Source organism: Clostridium sp. FP1 (assembly GCF_011065975.2).
Taxonomy (GTDB): domain Bacteria; phylum Bacillota; class Clostridia; order Clostridiales; family Clostridiaceae; genus Clostridium_AD; species Clostridium_AD tagluense.
This window is the reverse complement of sequence record NZ_JAAMNJ020000001.1, coordinates 1,813,409-1,828,997: the sequence shown is the minus strand read 5'-3', so window position 1 is coordinate 1,828,997 and position 15,589 is coordinate 1,813,409. Positions and strand designations below refer to the sequence as shown.

Annotated in this window: 11 protein-coding genes; 4 read left to right on the top strand and 7 right to left on the bottom strand. The window is 30.3% G+C overall.

Annotated elements, in window-relative coordinates:
* Positions 1 to 58: 58 nt before the first annotated feature.
* A complete protein-coding gene (locus tag G9F70_RS08840) occupies positions 59 to 982 on the bottom strand; it encodes a DUF2156 domain-containing protein (RefSeq protein WP_164946352.1) in 924 nt (307 codons plus the stop codon).
* 339 nt (positions 983 to 1,321) lie between these two features.
* Positions 1,322 to 4,717 (bottom strand): ATP-binding protein, encoded by a 3,396-nt coding sequence (locus G9F70_RS08835; protein WP_164946353.1) that lies wholly within the window; start codon positions 4,715 to 4,717, stop codon positions 1,322 to 1,324.
* Positions 4,718 to 5,004: 287 nt separating this feature from the next.
* Between G9F70_RS08835 and G9F70_RS08830 the strand changes: the two genes are divergently transcribed.
* The 3 genes from G9F70_RS08830 to G9F70_RS08820 all read left to right on the top strand — a co-directional run bounded on the left by G9F70_RS08830 (position 5,005) and on the right by G9F70_RS08820 (position 8,737).
* Positions 5,005 to 6,390 carry a sulfurtransferase gene (locus tag G9F70_RS08830; protein WP_164946354.1) on the top strand — a complete coding sequence of 462 codons (1,386 nt, stop codon included), beginning with the start codon at positions 5,005 to 5,007 and terminating at the stop codon, positions 6,388 to 6,390.
* Between the two features lie 667 nt (positions 6,391 to 7,057).
* Complete coding sequence (locus G9F70_RS08825; protein WP_164946355.1) at positions 7,058 to 8,314, top strand: hemolysin family protein; 1,257 nt, start codon at positions 7,058 to 7,060, stop codon at positions 8,312 to 8,314.
* Positions 8,315 to 8,545: 231 nt separating this feature from the next.
* Positions 8,546 to 8,737 (top strand): hypothetical protein, encoded by a 192-nt coding sequence (locus G9F70_RS08820; RefSeq protein WP_164946356.1) that lies wholly within the window; start codon positions 8,546 to 8,548, stop codon positions 8,735 to 8,737.
* Between the two features lie 139 nt (positions 8,738 to 8,876).
* On the opposite strand, the gene G9F70_RS08815 is transcribed toward G9F70_RS08820, so the two are convergent.
* The 4 genes from G9F70_RS08815 to G9F70_RS08800 form a co-directional block, all read right to left on the bottom strand.
* Positions 8,877 to 9,983 carry a DEAD/DEAH box helicase gene (locus G9F70_RS08815; RefSeq protein ID WP_164946357.1) on the bottom strand — a complete coding sequence of 369 codons (1,107 nt, stop codon included), beginning with the start codon at positions 9,981 to 9,983 and terminating at the stop codon, positions 8,877 to 8,879.
* Between the two features lie 350 nt (positions 9,984 to 10,333).
* Positions 10,334 to 11,851 carry a transposase family protein gene (locus G9F70_RS08810; protein ID WP_164948081.1) on the bottom strand — a complete coding sequence of 506 codons (1,518 nt, stop codon included), beginning with the start codon at positions 11,849 to 11,851 and terminating at the stop codon, positions 10,334 to 10,336.
* Positions 11,844 to 12,746, bottom strand: coding sequence for a Druantia anti-phage system protein DruA (locus tag G9F70_RS08805; protein WP_164948080.1), 903 nt, complete (start codon positions 12,744 to 12,746; stop codon positions 11,844 to 11,846). Before G9F70_RS08805 ends, G9F70_RS08810 begins: the two co-directional genes overlap by 8 nt.
* 194 nt (positions 12,747 to 12,940) lie before the next feature.
* Positions 12,941 to 13,513 carry a hypothetical protein gene (locus tag G9F70_RS08800; RefSeq protein WP_164944869.1) on the bottom strand — a complete coding sequence of 191 codons (573 nt, stop codon included), beginning with the start codon at positions 13,511 to 13,513 and terminating at the stop codon, positions 12,941 to 12,943.
* A 346-nt stretch (positions 13,514 to 13,859) separates the two neighbouring features.
* Between G9F70_RS08800 and namA the strand changes: the two genes are divergently transcribed.
* A complete protein-coding gene (namA, locus tag G9F70_RS08795) occupies positions 13,860 to 14,903 on the top strand; it encodes an NADPH dehydrogenase NamA (protein ID WP_164944870.1) in 1,044 nt (347 codons plus the stop codon).
* Positions 14,904 to 15,021: 118 nt separating this feature from the next.
* Here namA and G9F70_RS08790 read toward each other — a convergent pair whose 3' ends face one another.
* Positions 15,022 to 15,426, bottom strand: a complete 405-nt coding sequence (locus G9F70_RS08790) for a hypothetical protein (RefSeq protein WP_164944871.1) — start codon at positions 15,424 to 15,426, stop codon at positions 15,022 to 15,024.
* Between the last annotated feature and the right edge of the window lie 163 nt (positions 15,427 to 15,589).

Genomic DNA, 15,589 nt, shown 5'->3' with positions numbered 1-15,589 from the left:
GAAATATGGTTAACTTTATCCTCAAAAAAATAGACTAGCTATATGCTAGTCTATTTTTTTAAACATCACTTACTAAACATTTAGAAAAACTAAAAATATATTTTTTCTCTAGTTTGAAAGGGTGATAAGATAGTTTAGATTTTCGTAGACCTGCAATTCCGAGGTCCTGTTCCCTATTAATTATCTTAACATCACTAAAACATCTATCAACAAAAGTTTTATTAATAAAGCTGTAGACGCCGCTATAATCCATATCTGCCTTTTCTATATGAATTACTGCCAAATTATCATTTAGTTTTTCTCCTAAACTAAAAGCAACTATTTTTTCATCTACGTAAACAGCAATTCCTTTAATGTTTACAATTTCAATATTTTTAAGAAGATCTTTTATTCCTTGTAATTCGTAATAAAGCATATCATCATCTTCTTCATTAATAGCATACCATTTTTCTGCAGCCACTATTACATCACTTATAACTTGTTCCCCTTTAATGTCTTTAACTTCATATTTATAACTCTTTATAAAAGAATTGTAGTGATTCTTTTTACCATGGAGCTTCTTACCTGAAAGCTTTATAAGTTTTTCAGCTTCATATAAATAGTCAAAGTTATCTCTATCTTCTTTTATACAAATATCCCTAACATCATCATATATGTTACTTATCTCTTCCATAAAGCCTTCATCAAGATCTTTAAATAAGTAATGCATATTATTTTCTGTCTTATAATCCATTAGTGCATCTATTATCTCTTTAAGATTTTCCTTGCTATAGCCCAAAGGCTGCATAAAATAGTATCTTCCTTCAAAATCCTTTTTCTTTATTATTAGAGCCCCTTTATGAATAGTAAAACAAATATCACAAGCCTCTCTCCATATATATAAAGTTGTAAAAGAATATTCACAACTTAGAAATTTATATGGATATATAAATTTCTCTAAAGTACCTTTATCTTCTATTGTAAGTCTTTTAAAAATCATCATATCAACCTTTCCCCTTAGGATATACCATAAATATCATTGTATTTAATCTTATCTATAATTTTATACCGTTTGTTCATTTTTTGCAAGTAGATACTTATATGAACCATAGTTACTATATATATACCTACAATGATATCGCAGTAGAATTCTTTTCTATAGTTATATTAACCACATTTCTAAATATAAATGCTACATAATAATATAATATGATATAGTATAACAATATGATATCATACAGGAATGCAATATTGTCTCCACTATAAAAGATGGTCTGCCCCTAGACCAAATGAAAAGCAATATTAGTAACTTATCCTTACAATAATTTTATATGCAATAAATCTATTTGTAAATATCAGAGAACTCTATGGTTAAATTTTCTTTATGGTTTGTTTCAAATACCTTTTTATTTTTAAGATTATCTTCTTCTTGATTCATATCAATTGTTCTAACTGGTAGTGTTATTATAAATTCGCTTCCTAATCCCTCAATACTCTTTGCATGGATTTCCCCATGCTGCATTTCTACAAGAGACTTTACTAAGGCTAGTCCTATTCCGCTACCTTCATTCTCTCTTGATGTGGACTTATCAATTTGAGCAAAACGTTCAAAAATAAATTCCAACTTATCTTTTGGAATTCCAATGCCTGTATCCTTTATAGATATTTCAATAAAATCACCTTTATCATATATATTAACTAGAATACTTCCATTTTCCTCTGTAAATTTAACTGCATTAGATAGTAAATTCAACATAATTCTTTCTATTTTTTCTTCATCAAATGCAATAGTCTTTTCTTCTACATCAGTATCAAATATAAGGGTTATTCCATTGTTTTTTATATACTCAGCTACAGACTGCGATATTTCCTCTACAACATAGACTATGTCTCCATTTTTTAATTGAAGGCTTATGTAATCTGCCTCTATTTTAGTTGTATCTATTATATTATTTATAAGTCTAAGTAACCTTAGGGAGTTTTGATTCATGATATTGATATAATACTTTATCTTTTCATCACCTAGTTTTTTTGATCCATCAAGCGATCTTATTAATTGTATTGTGCTACAAATTACATTTAGAGGCGTTCTAAGTTCATGTGACAAATTAGCAAAAAATTCCGTTTTGACCTTATCGTATGCCATAAGTTCTTCAACCCGTTTACTAGTTTTTGCACTTTGAATACTAAGCTGCTTAACTTGGTTATTAGCTATTCCAAGCTCATGTACTAAGGATAATTCTTGCCTTACTGAATGCTTTAAAGTTATCAAAGTGTTTATTCTACACATTAGCTCATTCATATTAAAAGGTTTCCTTAAATAATCATTTGCACCACATTCAAAAGATATAACTAAGTGCTCTAGGCTACTATCCGCAGTCATAATTAGCACTGGCAATTCAAAAATGGAATGTTTTTTCCTAATAATCTCACATACTTTATAACCTAAAATATCTGGCATCATCATATCAAGAATTACCAAATCCAAATCTGCATCCTCTCCTACTATCCTCAATGCCTCTATGCCGGAAGAAGCTTCTAAAACTTCAAATGTGTCCTTTGATAGATAATTTTTTAATACCTTACGATTCACATACTCATCATCGACTACTAAAATTCTATATTTATCACTGCTTGTTAATTTTATATTTTCATTAATAATTTTTCTCTCATGCTCCAATAATATACTTACTAAATTAGGTTTTAACTCTAAGTGCTTTGAATATTCAGCTACTATTTCTAAATTATTTTTATTTTGGTGACTTTCCTTTGTATTAGCCCTTAGGTCCTCTTCCGTACATAATGGAATAGTAAAGATAAATTTACTTCCTTTTCCTATAGTTGAGGAAACTGATATAGTACCACCTTGTATTTGAATAAGTTGTTTAGTTACATAAAGTCCTACTCCAGTACCACCATATTTTTCTGAAATTCCATCCACCTGCTCATACCTATTAAAAATTTTATGAAGCTTCTGCTCTGGAATTCCTATTCCTGTGTCTGTTATACAAATCTCAATAAAAGAATTTACTTTAGCATAAGACAATGTTATTTTTCCTGCATGTGTAAATTTTATAGCATTGCCCAGTAAATTATATAGAATTTGCTGTATTCTATCTTCATCCCCAAATACATAAGGTGCATCTTTGTCAATCATATTGGAAAAAATAACATTTTTATTATTTAGAGCCATTCGGCTAAATTTTATTACCATCTCCATCACATTACTTATGTTAACTGGTTTCCTATGTAATACAATTTCATTATTTTTAAGATTAGAAAATGTCATCATATCATTGACCAAGTTAGATAATCTTTTAGCACTAGAGTTTACCAAAAATAAATCCTCTCTAAGCTCACCATCTAAATTGCCGCCTTTATTAGTAACTATTCCTTCTGTTAAACCAATAATTCCATTCAATGGAGTTTTTAGCTCATGAGAAGTTACCGCAAGAAAATCATCTTTTAGATCGTTTAAAGATTTAAGTTTAGCACTAATATTCTCAACACTTGAAAGCTCATTAGCTTGGTGCTTTGCTAAAACATAGTAATTTACAATAATAAATATTAATATGCCAAGGGACGCAAATGAATCAGTAAATATAATACTGTATTCATACAATATATCGTTAATTCTTGTAATAAAAAGTGCAAACAAGCCTACCACAACTATATAGTCAGTTTCTCCCTGCTCTATGTATATTTTAGAGATTTTGCACATCATATAAAATATAGATAGCAGTGCAAATGCTTCAAAAGGCGCTATATAGTATAAGTAATATTGAACGGGAATAAAAATTACAATTAATGTATAAATCAAAGCTATATAATTAGATGTTTTAACTAATTTAGGTGACATTATTTTTTCATATGATTTATCTATACACAAAATAATGAAGGGGATGTATGAATAAAAGGTCCATATCTTTATTTTTGTAGAAAAGATATAATTAAGTTTGGGTAATAGTGAAATTAAGAATCCTTCCCCCACAAATAACGTTCTAATGGCAATTATTACGCAAATCATTGCAAAATATAATTGAGCCTTGTCCTTCCTCCTATTAATAAAAACTCCAAAACTATATATAGCAGCCATTATGCAACAGCCAAAAAGAAATAGACTTATGGCTATCTTTTTCTCTCTCATAGCTGTAATTTCTTCTGATTTCCCCAATACTAATGTATCTATATATCCATATACATTATAAAAATTACTAGCTCTAAGGACTAAATATGTTTCTCCTTTTTCTACATAAAAGGATCCTATAGCTGGAGCTAATTGTGGAACCATTTCATTTTTAGCTTTCCCCACTTGTCCAATAGAGGTTATTAATTTATTTCCAGCCCAAAGTTCATATGCATTTTGTATAAAATCTATCTTTACTGAATAGAGCTCCTCTTTATTATTCATAAGCAGCTTTAATCTATATGTGCAATATCCTTGATTACCGAAAATGCCTGGTAAATGTTCGTAACTAGGATTTTTTTTGGCATCTCTTTGAAAATCCTTAGGCAAAAGTAATTGATTATCATAAAACTCCCATCCTCCATTAAGTTTTATCATACCATCCTCTTTAAAATCCCAATTTCTCAGGTCTAATACCCCATTCACTGCCAATGGAACATTCTTTTCTGTATGACTAATCTCACTACTTCCTTTAATCATTGTAATAATAATAATTAAAGTTATTGATAGTAAAATAAATAACTTAATTTTATGCGACTTAGTTTTCGGCATGAATTAGCTCCTTTTTAATTGTACTTTATAGTAAGGTTTACAACTATATATTCACATATATAATAACATATAAAGTGACATTTCATATACTATATATACTATAAATTCCCTTCATTTGATAAATACCAACAAAAAAAACATGCTTAATTGCATTAATTTTGGTTTTTTAGAGAATAACATATCATAACTATAGAAAATTCAAATAGTTAACATGTTACTTATCAGAAAAAAAAATTAGTATATTTTGTCGTAATATGATAGAATTCTTCTGCTTAGGAGGGATTATTATGAAAAAATTTACAAAACTTACGTTAGCTACTCTTATTACTGTAACTACTGCAATGTCTTTTATTGGGTGTTCAAATAATAAAGAGGTAAAAAAAGACACGACAACTAATAGTGCATCAGGGATTAAATCTATAAGCACTAAAGATTTAAAAGACAAACTAGGAAACAAGGACTGGGTAATAGTGGATACAAGATCAAATGACGCCTTTAATGGTTGGAAGCTAGATGATGTGGTACGTGGTGGACACATAAAAGGTGCTACGGATTTTTCTGCTAATTGGTTAAAGGTAGAAGATAAGGAAAAGGATAAAATTTTAGAAAAAGCTTTAAAAACAAAGAATATTTTAGGAGATAAGAATGTTGTACTTTGCGATGCAAACGGAAAAGATACACAGGCCGTTGCAGCATACTTAAAACAAAAAGGAATAATAAATATTTATACATATAATGTTAAACAATGGGCTGCTGATAATAGTCTTCCAATGGAAAACTATGCAAACTATCAAATGTTAGTTCCACCTTCATTTGTAAATGACTTAGTTAATGGTAAAAAACCAGAAACTTATACTAATGATAAATATAAAATTTTCGAAGTTGCTTGGGGCGTCGAATCTAAAGATAAGGATTACGTAAAAGGACATATAAAAGGTGCTGTGCACATAAATACAGACGAAATAGAATCAGCTCCACTTTGGAGTATTAACTCCGATGCTGCTCTTCAAACATTTGCAGAAAAAAATGGATTAACTCCAGACACAACAATTGTTCTATACGGACCTGACCCAATGGCATCTTTTAGAATTGCTGCAATAGCAAAGTATATCGGTGTTAAAGATGTTCGAGTTTTAAATGGTGGAACCGCTGCCTTTAGAAATGCTGGTTATGAAACAGAAACAATTTCGAATGCAAAAAAACCGGTAAGTTCTTTTGGCGCTATTGTACCAGTAAATAAGGGATATATAATAGACATAAACAGTGCAAAAGAAATATTAGCAGATAAAGCTGGTAGTAAGCTTGTAGATATAAGAAGCTGGGATGAATATACTGGCAAGATATCTGGTTATAGTGATTTGAAATTCATGGGAAGACCAGCTGGATCTACTTGGGGTCATGCTGGTAGCGATGCAAATCATTTGCAAGATTATAGAAACATAGATAACACTATGCGTAATAAAGACGAAATACTAGCTATGTGGAAAGAGCAAGGAATTACTCCAGACCAAAGACTTTCCTTCTTCTGTGGTTCTGGTTGGAGAGCCGCTGAAGTTCTAACCTATGCTGATGTAATTGGACTAAAAAACATTTCATTGTACAGTAATGGATGGTATGAATGGAGCTCGAACCCTAAAAACCTTGTAGAAAAAGGTGAACCAAAAACTAAATAATAAATATAACACAAAAGGGCATATTCAAAATATTGCCCTTTTGTGTTATGATTGAATAGCAAACATAATGTAATGAGAAAGGTGCAATATATGAAAATATCTACAACCACAATACTTAAACGAATAATTACTCTATTACAATTACTTATATTAGTTCCACCTTTGATGCTACAATATTTGTCGGATAGAAAAATGGGAGTCATGAGATATTTAGTTTTTAAAAAAGATATGTTCTCAAAAGAAATTTTCACTTCCACCTTCACATTTGTTTATCGAAGTTTATTATTTTCAGGAATAATTTTTTGTATTATTTTTATAATATATTGTTATACTAAAAAAACAAAAAATTCACTTATAAGACCTATAAGTACTCTTTTTCTATGGAATTTAATCTGTCTATTTTATGTATTTTTTTATAAACCTCAGATACTTCTAACTTATCACTTTTTTTTAATAGCTTTCTTTATAATTATAATTCTGCAGTATTTAAAAATTATTTTAATATCAGCAAAAAAAACACTTTGCTAATTTGTATTGGGCTTTAAATAAATGTACATGTATACAATATAATACAATATTTAAAAATATTAATGATAAATTTATTTGAATATCCCTCATTTTATGATATAATTTTTTTAGGTTATATCTTAAGGAGTGTGAACATATTATGGACCCCGATGGTACGTGGCAAATTTTATCTTTAGTGATTTTATTAGGATTTTCAGCCTTTTTCTCTTCCTCTGAAACTGCACTTATGACTTTAAGCAAAATCAGATTAAGGCACATGGTAGAATCAGAAATTAAAGGTGCTGCACTAATAAATAAACTACTTAAAAATCCAAGTAAACTCTTAGGCGGTATTTTGGTAGGAAATACAGTGGCCAATATCGGTGCTTCTGCACTAGCAACTTCCTTGGCAATTAAATATTTAGGACCCTCTTTAGGGGATTCTGCAGTAGGTATTGCAACCGCTATAATGACAATTTTTGTATTGATTTTTGGTGAAATAACACCGAAGTCATTAGCTGCACAAAATTCCGAAAAAGTTGCTTTAAAAGTTGCTCGTCCAATAAGTCTAATTACCTTCATTTTAAATCCACTTATTACAGTCTTAATTTATATTACAAATGCATTTATAAAAATACTAGGTGGAGAAGTTGGTAAGCAGAGACCCTTTATTACAGAAGAAGAATTAAAAACTATGGTCAGTGTAAGCCATGAAGAAGGGGTTTTAGAAGGCGAAGAGAAGCAAATGATTTATAATGTATTTGAATTTGGAGATTCACAAGCAAAAGATGTTATGACTCCAAGAACTGATATGATTGTAGCAAATATAAACTCAACTTATGAAGAACTCATAAGAATCTTTAAACAAGAACAATTTTCTAGGGTTCCTATATACCAAGAAACTATTGATAATATTATTGGAGTTCTATATCTTAAAGATTTAATTTTCTTCGAAAATGAAATAGAAGAATTTACTATAGAGAAACATATGCGTGTACCTTATTTTACATACGAGTTTAAAAGCACTGTGGATTTATTTGCTGATATGCGTTTAAAAAGAGTGCCTATAGCTATTTTATTAGATGAATATGGTGGTACTGCCGGTCTCGTAACAATTGAAGATTTAGTAGAAGAAATTGTTGGAGATATCGACGATGAATATGACGATGATACTGATCAAATTGAAGTTGTCAAAGAAGATGAATTTATCGTTGCTGGTAATACTAGGATAAACATGGTTAATGAAATGATAGGCCTAAATATAGAGTCTGAAGATTTTGATACCATAGGTGGTTTTGTTACTGGAATACATGGACGTCTTCCAAATACAGGTGAGACGATACTTTATAATGATACAAAATTTATTATACAAAACACCAGTAAAAATCGTATAGTAAAACTAAAAATCATAACTTAATATATTGAAAAAAGTATGTAGCACATAGTATTATTATGTGCTACATACTTTTTTATTAGAAAGTATAAAACATATTCAAAAACAACTAGTCAGTATGCCCGTCTATTTTTTCAGAGGATTAATAAGTATATTAGCATTTTAATTAGTTAAAACTATATGTACCATGGAGCAATTAAAGTTTACGTAATTACTATCTATTTATAAAAAACAATAATTGAAGGAGGGTTTATAATGAATAAGTTCCAAGGAATGGTGGAAGACGCAATGCGATCAATAGAGGAGTCAAATTCTTTTAAATGCAAAACACGAAATGATTTAAAAAAAGTAGCTAAAGCACTAGTTGAAACCAAGGGAGATATACCAGATTTTAAAAAATATGACTTAGCTTCTAAACATTGGAAGAGTGCTAAAAAATTTATTTAACTACATTTTTATTGGTGAAAGCATAGAAAAATCACTAACTTTTTAAAAGCACTTAAAATTGGCTATTAAACCAACTTTAAGTGCTTTATGATTTCAATTATTTTACATAATGAATTATCTATTATACATTAAAAAACCACTATAATATCTTTCTAGGAATTTGACCCTTTATTTTCTTTTCTATAGAATCTAAAATAAATTTATCCTTTGGAGCTGCAAATAAATATGTATGTCCTTCTTCTCCAGCTCTTCCAGTCCTTCCTATACGATGTATATAGCCTTCGGCAGTTTCAGGTATATCGTAGTTATAAACATGACTAACTCCATTTATATCAAGACCTCTAGCTGCAACATCCGTAGCAATTAAATATTGTATATCACAATTTTTAAATTCTTTCATTATTTTTTCTCTTTTCGATTGAGTTATATCTGAATGTAGTTTTTTACAATTATAACCTTTTTTATAAAGAGCCATTTCAAGATCATCCACTCTTCTTTTAGTTCTACAAAAAATAATAGCCATAAATGGATTATCTTCATCTAAAACCCTGCATAAATCTTCTTGCTTTCTTCTATCTGTGGTTTCTATTAAAAATTGTTTTATATTTTTAAGAGTTGTTTGTTCCTTTTTAATAATTACTTCTTTAGGGTCGTTCATATACTTATATGCCATCTTTTTCACATCTGAACCCATAGTTGCCGAAAAGCATAATGTCTGTCTGTTTTTAGGTGTTTTTTCTATGATATCTTCAATATCATTTTTAAATCCCATAAGGAGCATTTGGTCTGCCTCGTCTAATACTAATGTCCTCAGCTTATCAAGTTGCACTGTACCTCGCCTTAGATGGTCTATTAATCTTCCTGGTGTTGCAATGACTAAATGAATATTTCCCTTTAGTTTTTTTAATTGCACTCCTATATCCTTACCACCATAAGCAGCCAAGATATTTAAATTTTTACCTTCTGCAAGTTTCTTAGCTTCGCTAGTTATCTGTATTGCAAGTTCTCTTGTAGGTGTAACTATTAATCCTTGAATTGTATTTATATCAGCGGACATATTGTCAAACATCGGAAGTAGAAACGCAAGCGTCTTACCCGTACCCGTTTGAGCCTCCGCTATAACATCACTACCATCCTTTATTAATTGGATACTTTGCTCTTGAACTGGAGTTGGCTCAGTTATTCCTTGAATTTTGAGCATGCTTAGAATATCTTCATTAAGCCCTAATTTTTTAAATTTTATCATTCTTATTTACCTTTCTATTTTAAACATATTTTTATTATTTTATTATACCATTGGCGGCACCCACGTGGCAAGTGGCACAAAAAAACAGCAGAGCTGAAGCATGATTTTTTTTGAAGCAGTAATTTAACTTAAAATTATAAATTACTATTACTATTTGTGATTCGCAGATTTTTTTATATAATATTGCTGATAAAATAAGCTTCAATTCATTTTCATAGTTCACTTTTGGTAATAAACTGAACGCCAAAAAGACCCTCGCTAAAGAGCACTATAAATATTTACATACATTAAATTCATACTAATCACCAAGGGCATACGCCCTTAATCAATAATGAAAATTTCATTACCAACTAATCTACTAGTCTCCACTGGTACCTATTGTCTTTTGCTATTGCCGACAGGCGTATTTTATTAAGAATATCTCCTGTACATGCTTTGAAAATAAAAGTTATTAATCCTCTTATGCCTAGCTGCATAACCTTTTTTGCTAGAAATTCACTGTTTACAAGTAACACATTTATGAATCTACCTATTTTCATAAGATGGTGAAATCCAACCATAGCATTCCAATTGTAGGAAAAGCAGTGTTCATATTGATATCCTTGATGTTTCACCACAAGAAAATTATTTTCAATTTTCCATCGATAGCGTCCGATCTTAATACACCGATTTTCTACATTACTTTTAGTAAGCTCTTTACCAGATATCCATACATATCTAGCTGATTTTAGTTCAGTTTTACCAGTAGTTCTGCTTGTTTCTTCCCAAGTCTCTTTGCAAGTTACTGCGTGTAGCATTGTTTTGCTTCTGCCGTTATCACCATATGTATACTCAACATCATTAATCCACCTATAAACCTGATTTCTAGATTCATAATTATACTTAATTGTATTCTCAGGAGTAAGCCTTATAAGTCCCATCATTTCTTTCCAAGTATTTCTCATTGATCCTTCCTTGAATACAAGCATAAAGTCCCATCCATAATCACGGCAGATTTTTATTACAGGTCCACAAGCATAAAGACCATCCATTGTTACTGTAATTTTGAGTTTTGGAAACCTTGCCTTTACTTTTTTAGAAAACCGATAAAAAGCTTTGCGTTCACAGTCTTGTTTATCAGCGCTAACATCTTTATACTCCTCATTGTTTAAAAATTCGCTCATTAATGGCAAAGTTATTCCATTATTAAAAATAACCACTGACTCTAAAACGTATACATAGAATTGTTCTTGTTTTTCTTTACCAACATGACGCTCCAAACATTCCTGTGACCATTTTTCATTTCTCATGAATTTTTGAGTACCATCTATGGCTATGACATATCTTTTATTTATTAAATGATTTTTAAATTTCTTCTTTTTAACAAGTTCTTCAAATAACACTAACATGCTTTCTTCTATTTCTTCCACCTTTATTTTCTCTAAAAGTCTGCTCAAGGTATCTGAATGGGGCATAGTTTCAAAATCTGGGAACATAGCATTCATATTATCAAAAAATATTGGTAAACTCATTTCTTTATTGGCATTTCTTAATGAAGACACATTGTATACGAACATGAATATTCCATATATCATAAGTACTGTTAAACTATGTTTTATTTTCTTTGTTTGTCTAGGATCTTTGATTTTACTCATTCTTTTAAGAAGTAATGGTAGCACTCTACGATAAACCTTTAAGGCTGCTTCTGTGGTTTCCTGTCTATCCATCATTTCTTCTTCAGCTGTGTTATAGCTGCATTTTTTATTAGCTATATTTTTTTTCTTTCTATAATCTTGCCTTGAAATAATAACTCCTTTGGCTTCTAACTCTTTGTTTTTAACTTCTTTTTCCTGTTCCCTTTTTTTCTGTCGTTCCTCTGCTCTACTCATCAGGATTCACCACCTTGCATGGTTTAAGTCCCTTAAGACAATCTTTAAAATCCTTTTGGAGTGGATACATATAGATAGCTTTGGGAGGTAATAACATCTCTGTATTTTTGTCCATTCTGCCACGCCCTTTGGTATGACCTAGATATGTCCAGTTCGAAGCTTTATAACATGTACCCGCAAATTGAGAGGTATCTACAAAGGTCTCTAATAACACTGGCGAATAACAATATTCTCTGAGCCAATCTTTTTGAATTTGTTTTATGGATAAAGCTAACGCTTTACTTGCTAAATTTTTGATATTAACCCAAGGAAATATTAAAAATCTACTGTTATTCAGTATAAAATGAAGTCTTACATTTTTATCTTCGATACTCCATCCTATCCATTCATCACGTGATTTAAGTGCCCACGCTGACGCGGAAAATTGAAGACACCCAAGCTTCTTGTCTCCACTTTTAACAAAATAGTATAATCTAGAACCAAATACTTGCTTATCTCCTAACATATGATAATCATTAACATATTTTCGCCACAGTTTCAATTGGGCTCCGGCTCTTGCAATCTCTAAGTTTATTGGCTCAAAATCTTTTAGGTCTCCTATTATAGGAGTGATATCTATATCAAAGTCCGGTATTATTGATACTGATACTTTTTTTGACTTAATAATTACAGGTGGCAATTCAATAATTTCAGCTTTTTCTAACTCCACTAGAAATGCTACGCATTGAGGTGTTTTGGCCCTTCCAGCTGGCGTAGTCCAGTTTAGAAACTCGCATACAGTGCCTGCTAATTCTCTTCTTGATAAATGAGAATATTTATTTCTTGTCCATTTGATAAGTTCTATATCTTCAGAAGTGAAATTTCGTCCGGAGGATGCCATGATAATTTTGTCCATATTGTGCCCCACCTACCTTTCCAATGTTATCATAACATTTGAGCTATAGTATTGTCCAGGGGCATTTAAGAAAAAGTTTTTCAAAAAAAAACTTATAGCCCTTGATATACAAGGGCTATATTTTTATGCTTCAGGTCTGAAAAAACAGCCAATCCATTTAGATTGACTGTTTTTTTAAAAGTAAGCTGTATAATTTATTTTTTTAATTCTTGAACTCCAGTTACCTTACTTTTATCATCCATTTTAAATGTAGATTTAGCTTCATCTGTAGTAAAATATACATTTCCTTCTACCGTAGCATCTTTTAACTGAAAGTTACTTGCTGAAACATAAAGGTCACCCTTAAAAGTTCCATGCTCTATGCTGCCCATAGGACTTTTAAAAGTTAATTTTGGCGCAGTCAAAGTAAATCTAGCAGTTATGACATACTTTTCATCTTGTGTATATAGAGCTATCTTACGTTGTATAAGTTCTTTACCACTCGCATCTTTTTTACCGTTTTTAAACTCCCCCTCAACTACAAGCTCCTTATTAATAGCTAAATCCTTTAAAGTTGCAATAATCCATGTACCCTTACTGCTTATTCCATTCTCAAAAGCTGCTTCAGTATTTACTAATGATGCTGTTGTTACAACATCAGTTTTGGTTGTTGCGGGTGCTACTGTTTCTGTTTTTGCTGGTGCTGGTGTTGCTTCTTTTTTAGCACCACATCCTACTAGTAAAGTAGCACCTACAGCTAATGATAATATTATTGCTTTAATTTTCATGTGAATACCCCCATTAATATTATTTTTTTAATATGTCATATTATTCAACGAATTCAGTATATCATATGTGATAAAAATATAACAAGATAAAATATGAATATTATGTAAGTATATGTAAGTACAAAATGAACAAAAATATTAAATTGTATTTTAATACTAACTATTTTATATAAATACGTTTTTATGCAATATCATTTATGATACCTTGTATTTATAAAGTGCATACTTTACTATCTTTTCAACAATGATATACTTATATATAATAAGTCAATAGTTAGATGAGACTATAATTTCATATTTTTCAAATAATTTATTATTATACTATATAAGAAAGAGGCGATTAGCAATGTCAAAGTTATTTAGCAATTTTAAAATAAAAGATATGGATTTAAAAAATAGAATAGTCATGGCACCAATGTGCATGGATTCTTGTAATGATGAGGATGGACTCGCAAACAACTGGCATTTTGTACATTATTCAACTAGGGCTATTGGTGGTGTGGGGCTTATCATTGTAGAATCCACAGGAATTGAGCCTGGTGGACGTATAACTGATAAGGATTTAGGTATATGGTCTGAAGAACATGTTAAAAATTTATCAAATATAGTAAATGAGTGTCATAAATATGGTGCAAAAATAGGTATTCAAATTAATCATGCTGGAAGAAAATCTGAAACTCTTTCCTATCCAATTATAGCTCCAAGCCCTATAGCCTTTAATGAACATTATAGGCTACCTAACGAAATGACAAAAGACGATATTAAAAATACTATAATTTTATTTAAATCTGCTGCTAAAAGATCATTAGCTGCTGGTTTTGATTTATTGGAATTACATGGTGCCCATGGGTACTTGATAGGACAATTTTTATCCCCCTTAACCAATAAAAGAAAAGATGAATATGGAGGTTCAAATGAGAACAGGGTACGATTCTTAAGCGAAATTATACAAGCTGTAAAAACTGTTTGGCCTCAAACTAAACCATTACAATTAAGAGTCTCTGCAGAAGACTACGCTGAGGGTGGAAACACTGCAAAGGATACCGCAACACTTATAAATCTAATAAAAGATATGGGCATAGATATAGTTAATATTAGTTCTGGTGGAACAGTACCTGCAAGAATATCTACCTATCCAGGATATCAAATTTGTTGTTCCGAAATAATTAAAAACCAATGTAATATTCCAACTATAGCTGGTGGCCTTATAACTTCCCCCTTAATGGCAGAAGAAATCTTAAACAATAAAAGATCTGATCTGGTATATTTAGGTAGAGAACTTTTGAGAAATCCTTATTGGGCATTTGCTGCCGCTAGTCAATTAGGAGAAAGTATAAAATGGCCTATTCAGTATGAGAGAAGTAATATAGTAAGTAAAAACGGATTTTAGACTAAGATATATTTTAAAAACTACCAAAGTGTGATTATACACTTTGGTAGTTTTCTATGTTAATCTAAAGACTAATATTTTTATGATTCCATAATTCAAAAAATATTAAATACTATTACTAAAAAGTCTTTCCTTCTGAAATGTCGTTAAATAAATCTATTAGTATTTCTTTTTCACCACTAGCAAAATCATACATATCCAATTCTCTTTCAGTAATCCACTTAATTTGATTTATGTCCTTGTGCTTATTTATATAGTGTTTAACCTTGCCAGTATAAACCAATAAAGTATCTCCACTGTCTTTATCTAAAACATATTCTTTAAATGGCGCAAGATCAAATATAGTACAATTTAAATCTTTATCTATTGTTTTAGTAACACATTGTTCCGAAGTTTCCTTGCCTTTTATATCTTTACCAAAAATACTCCATATCTTTTGTAATTTCTTTTTACCCCTAGCTGCAATGAGCACACCATTAAAATCATCACAAATTATTATTGAACATTTAACAATTTTCCCCATGTTAGTTCCCCCTTAATATAAACTTATTCCTTTTCTTATCTTGTCCAAAGCTGTGTAATTGTTAGAAATATTATAAAACACATTCCTATAAATAACAAGCCTGAACCTTATAGATATAAAATCAAAAAAACTTTTATTCCATATGGATTTCATGTATACTGTT

Excerpts from the sequence above, each read along its gene's own strand:
- G9F70_RS08840 (WP_164946352.1), bottom strand. The coding sequence starts at position 982 with ATGATGATTTTTAAAAGACTTACAATAGAAGATAAAGGTACTTTAGAG.
- G9F70_RS08835 (WP_164946353.1), bottom strand. The coding sequence starts at position 4,717 with ATGCCGAAAACTAAGTCGCATAAAATTAAGTTATTTATTTTACTATCA.
- G9F70_RS08830 (WP_164946354.1), top strand. The coding sequence starts at position 5,005 with ATGAAAAAATTTACAAAACTTACGTTAGCTACTCTTATTACTGTAACT.
- G9F70_RS08825 (WP_164946355.1), top strand. The coding sequence starts at position 7,058 with ATGGACCCCGATGGTACGTGGCAAATTTTATCTTTAGTGATTTTATTA.
- G9F70_RS08820 (WP_164946356.1), top strand. The coding sequence starts at position 8,546 with ATGAATAAGTTCCAAGGAATGGTGGAAGACGCAATGCGATCAATAGAG.
- G9F70_RS08815 (WP_164946357.1), bottom strand. The coding sequence starts at position 9,983 with ATGATAAAATTTAAAAAATTAGGGCTTAATGAAGATATTCTAAGCATG.
- G9F70_RS08810 (WP_164948081.1), bottom strand. The coding sequence starts at position 11,851 with ATGAGTAGAGCAGAGGAACGACAGAAAAAAAGGGAACAGGAAAAAGAA.
- G9F70_RS08805 (WP_164948080.1), bottom strand. The coding sequence starts at position 12,746 with ATGGACAAAATTATCATGGCATCCTCCGGACGAAATTTCACTTCTGAA.
- G9F70_RS08800 (WP_164944869.1), bottom strand. The coding sequence starts at position 13,513 with ATGAAAATTAAAGCAATAATATTATCATTAGCTGTAGGTGCTACTTTA.
- namA (WP_164944870.1), top strand. The coding sequence starts at position 13,860 with ATGTCAAAGTTATTTAGCAATTTTAAAATAAAAGATATGGATTTAAAA.
- G9F70_RS08790 (WP_164944871.1), bottom strand. The coding sequence starts at position 15,426 with ATGGGGAAAATTGTTAAATGTTCAATAATAATTTGTGATGATTTTAAT.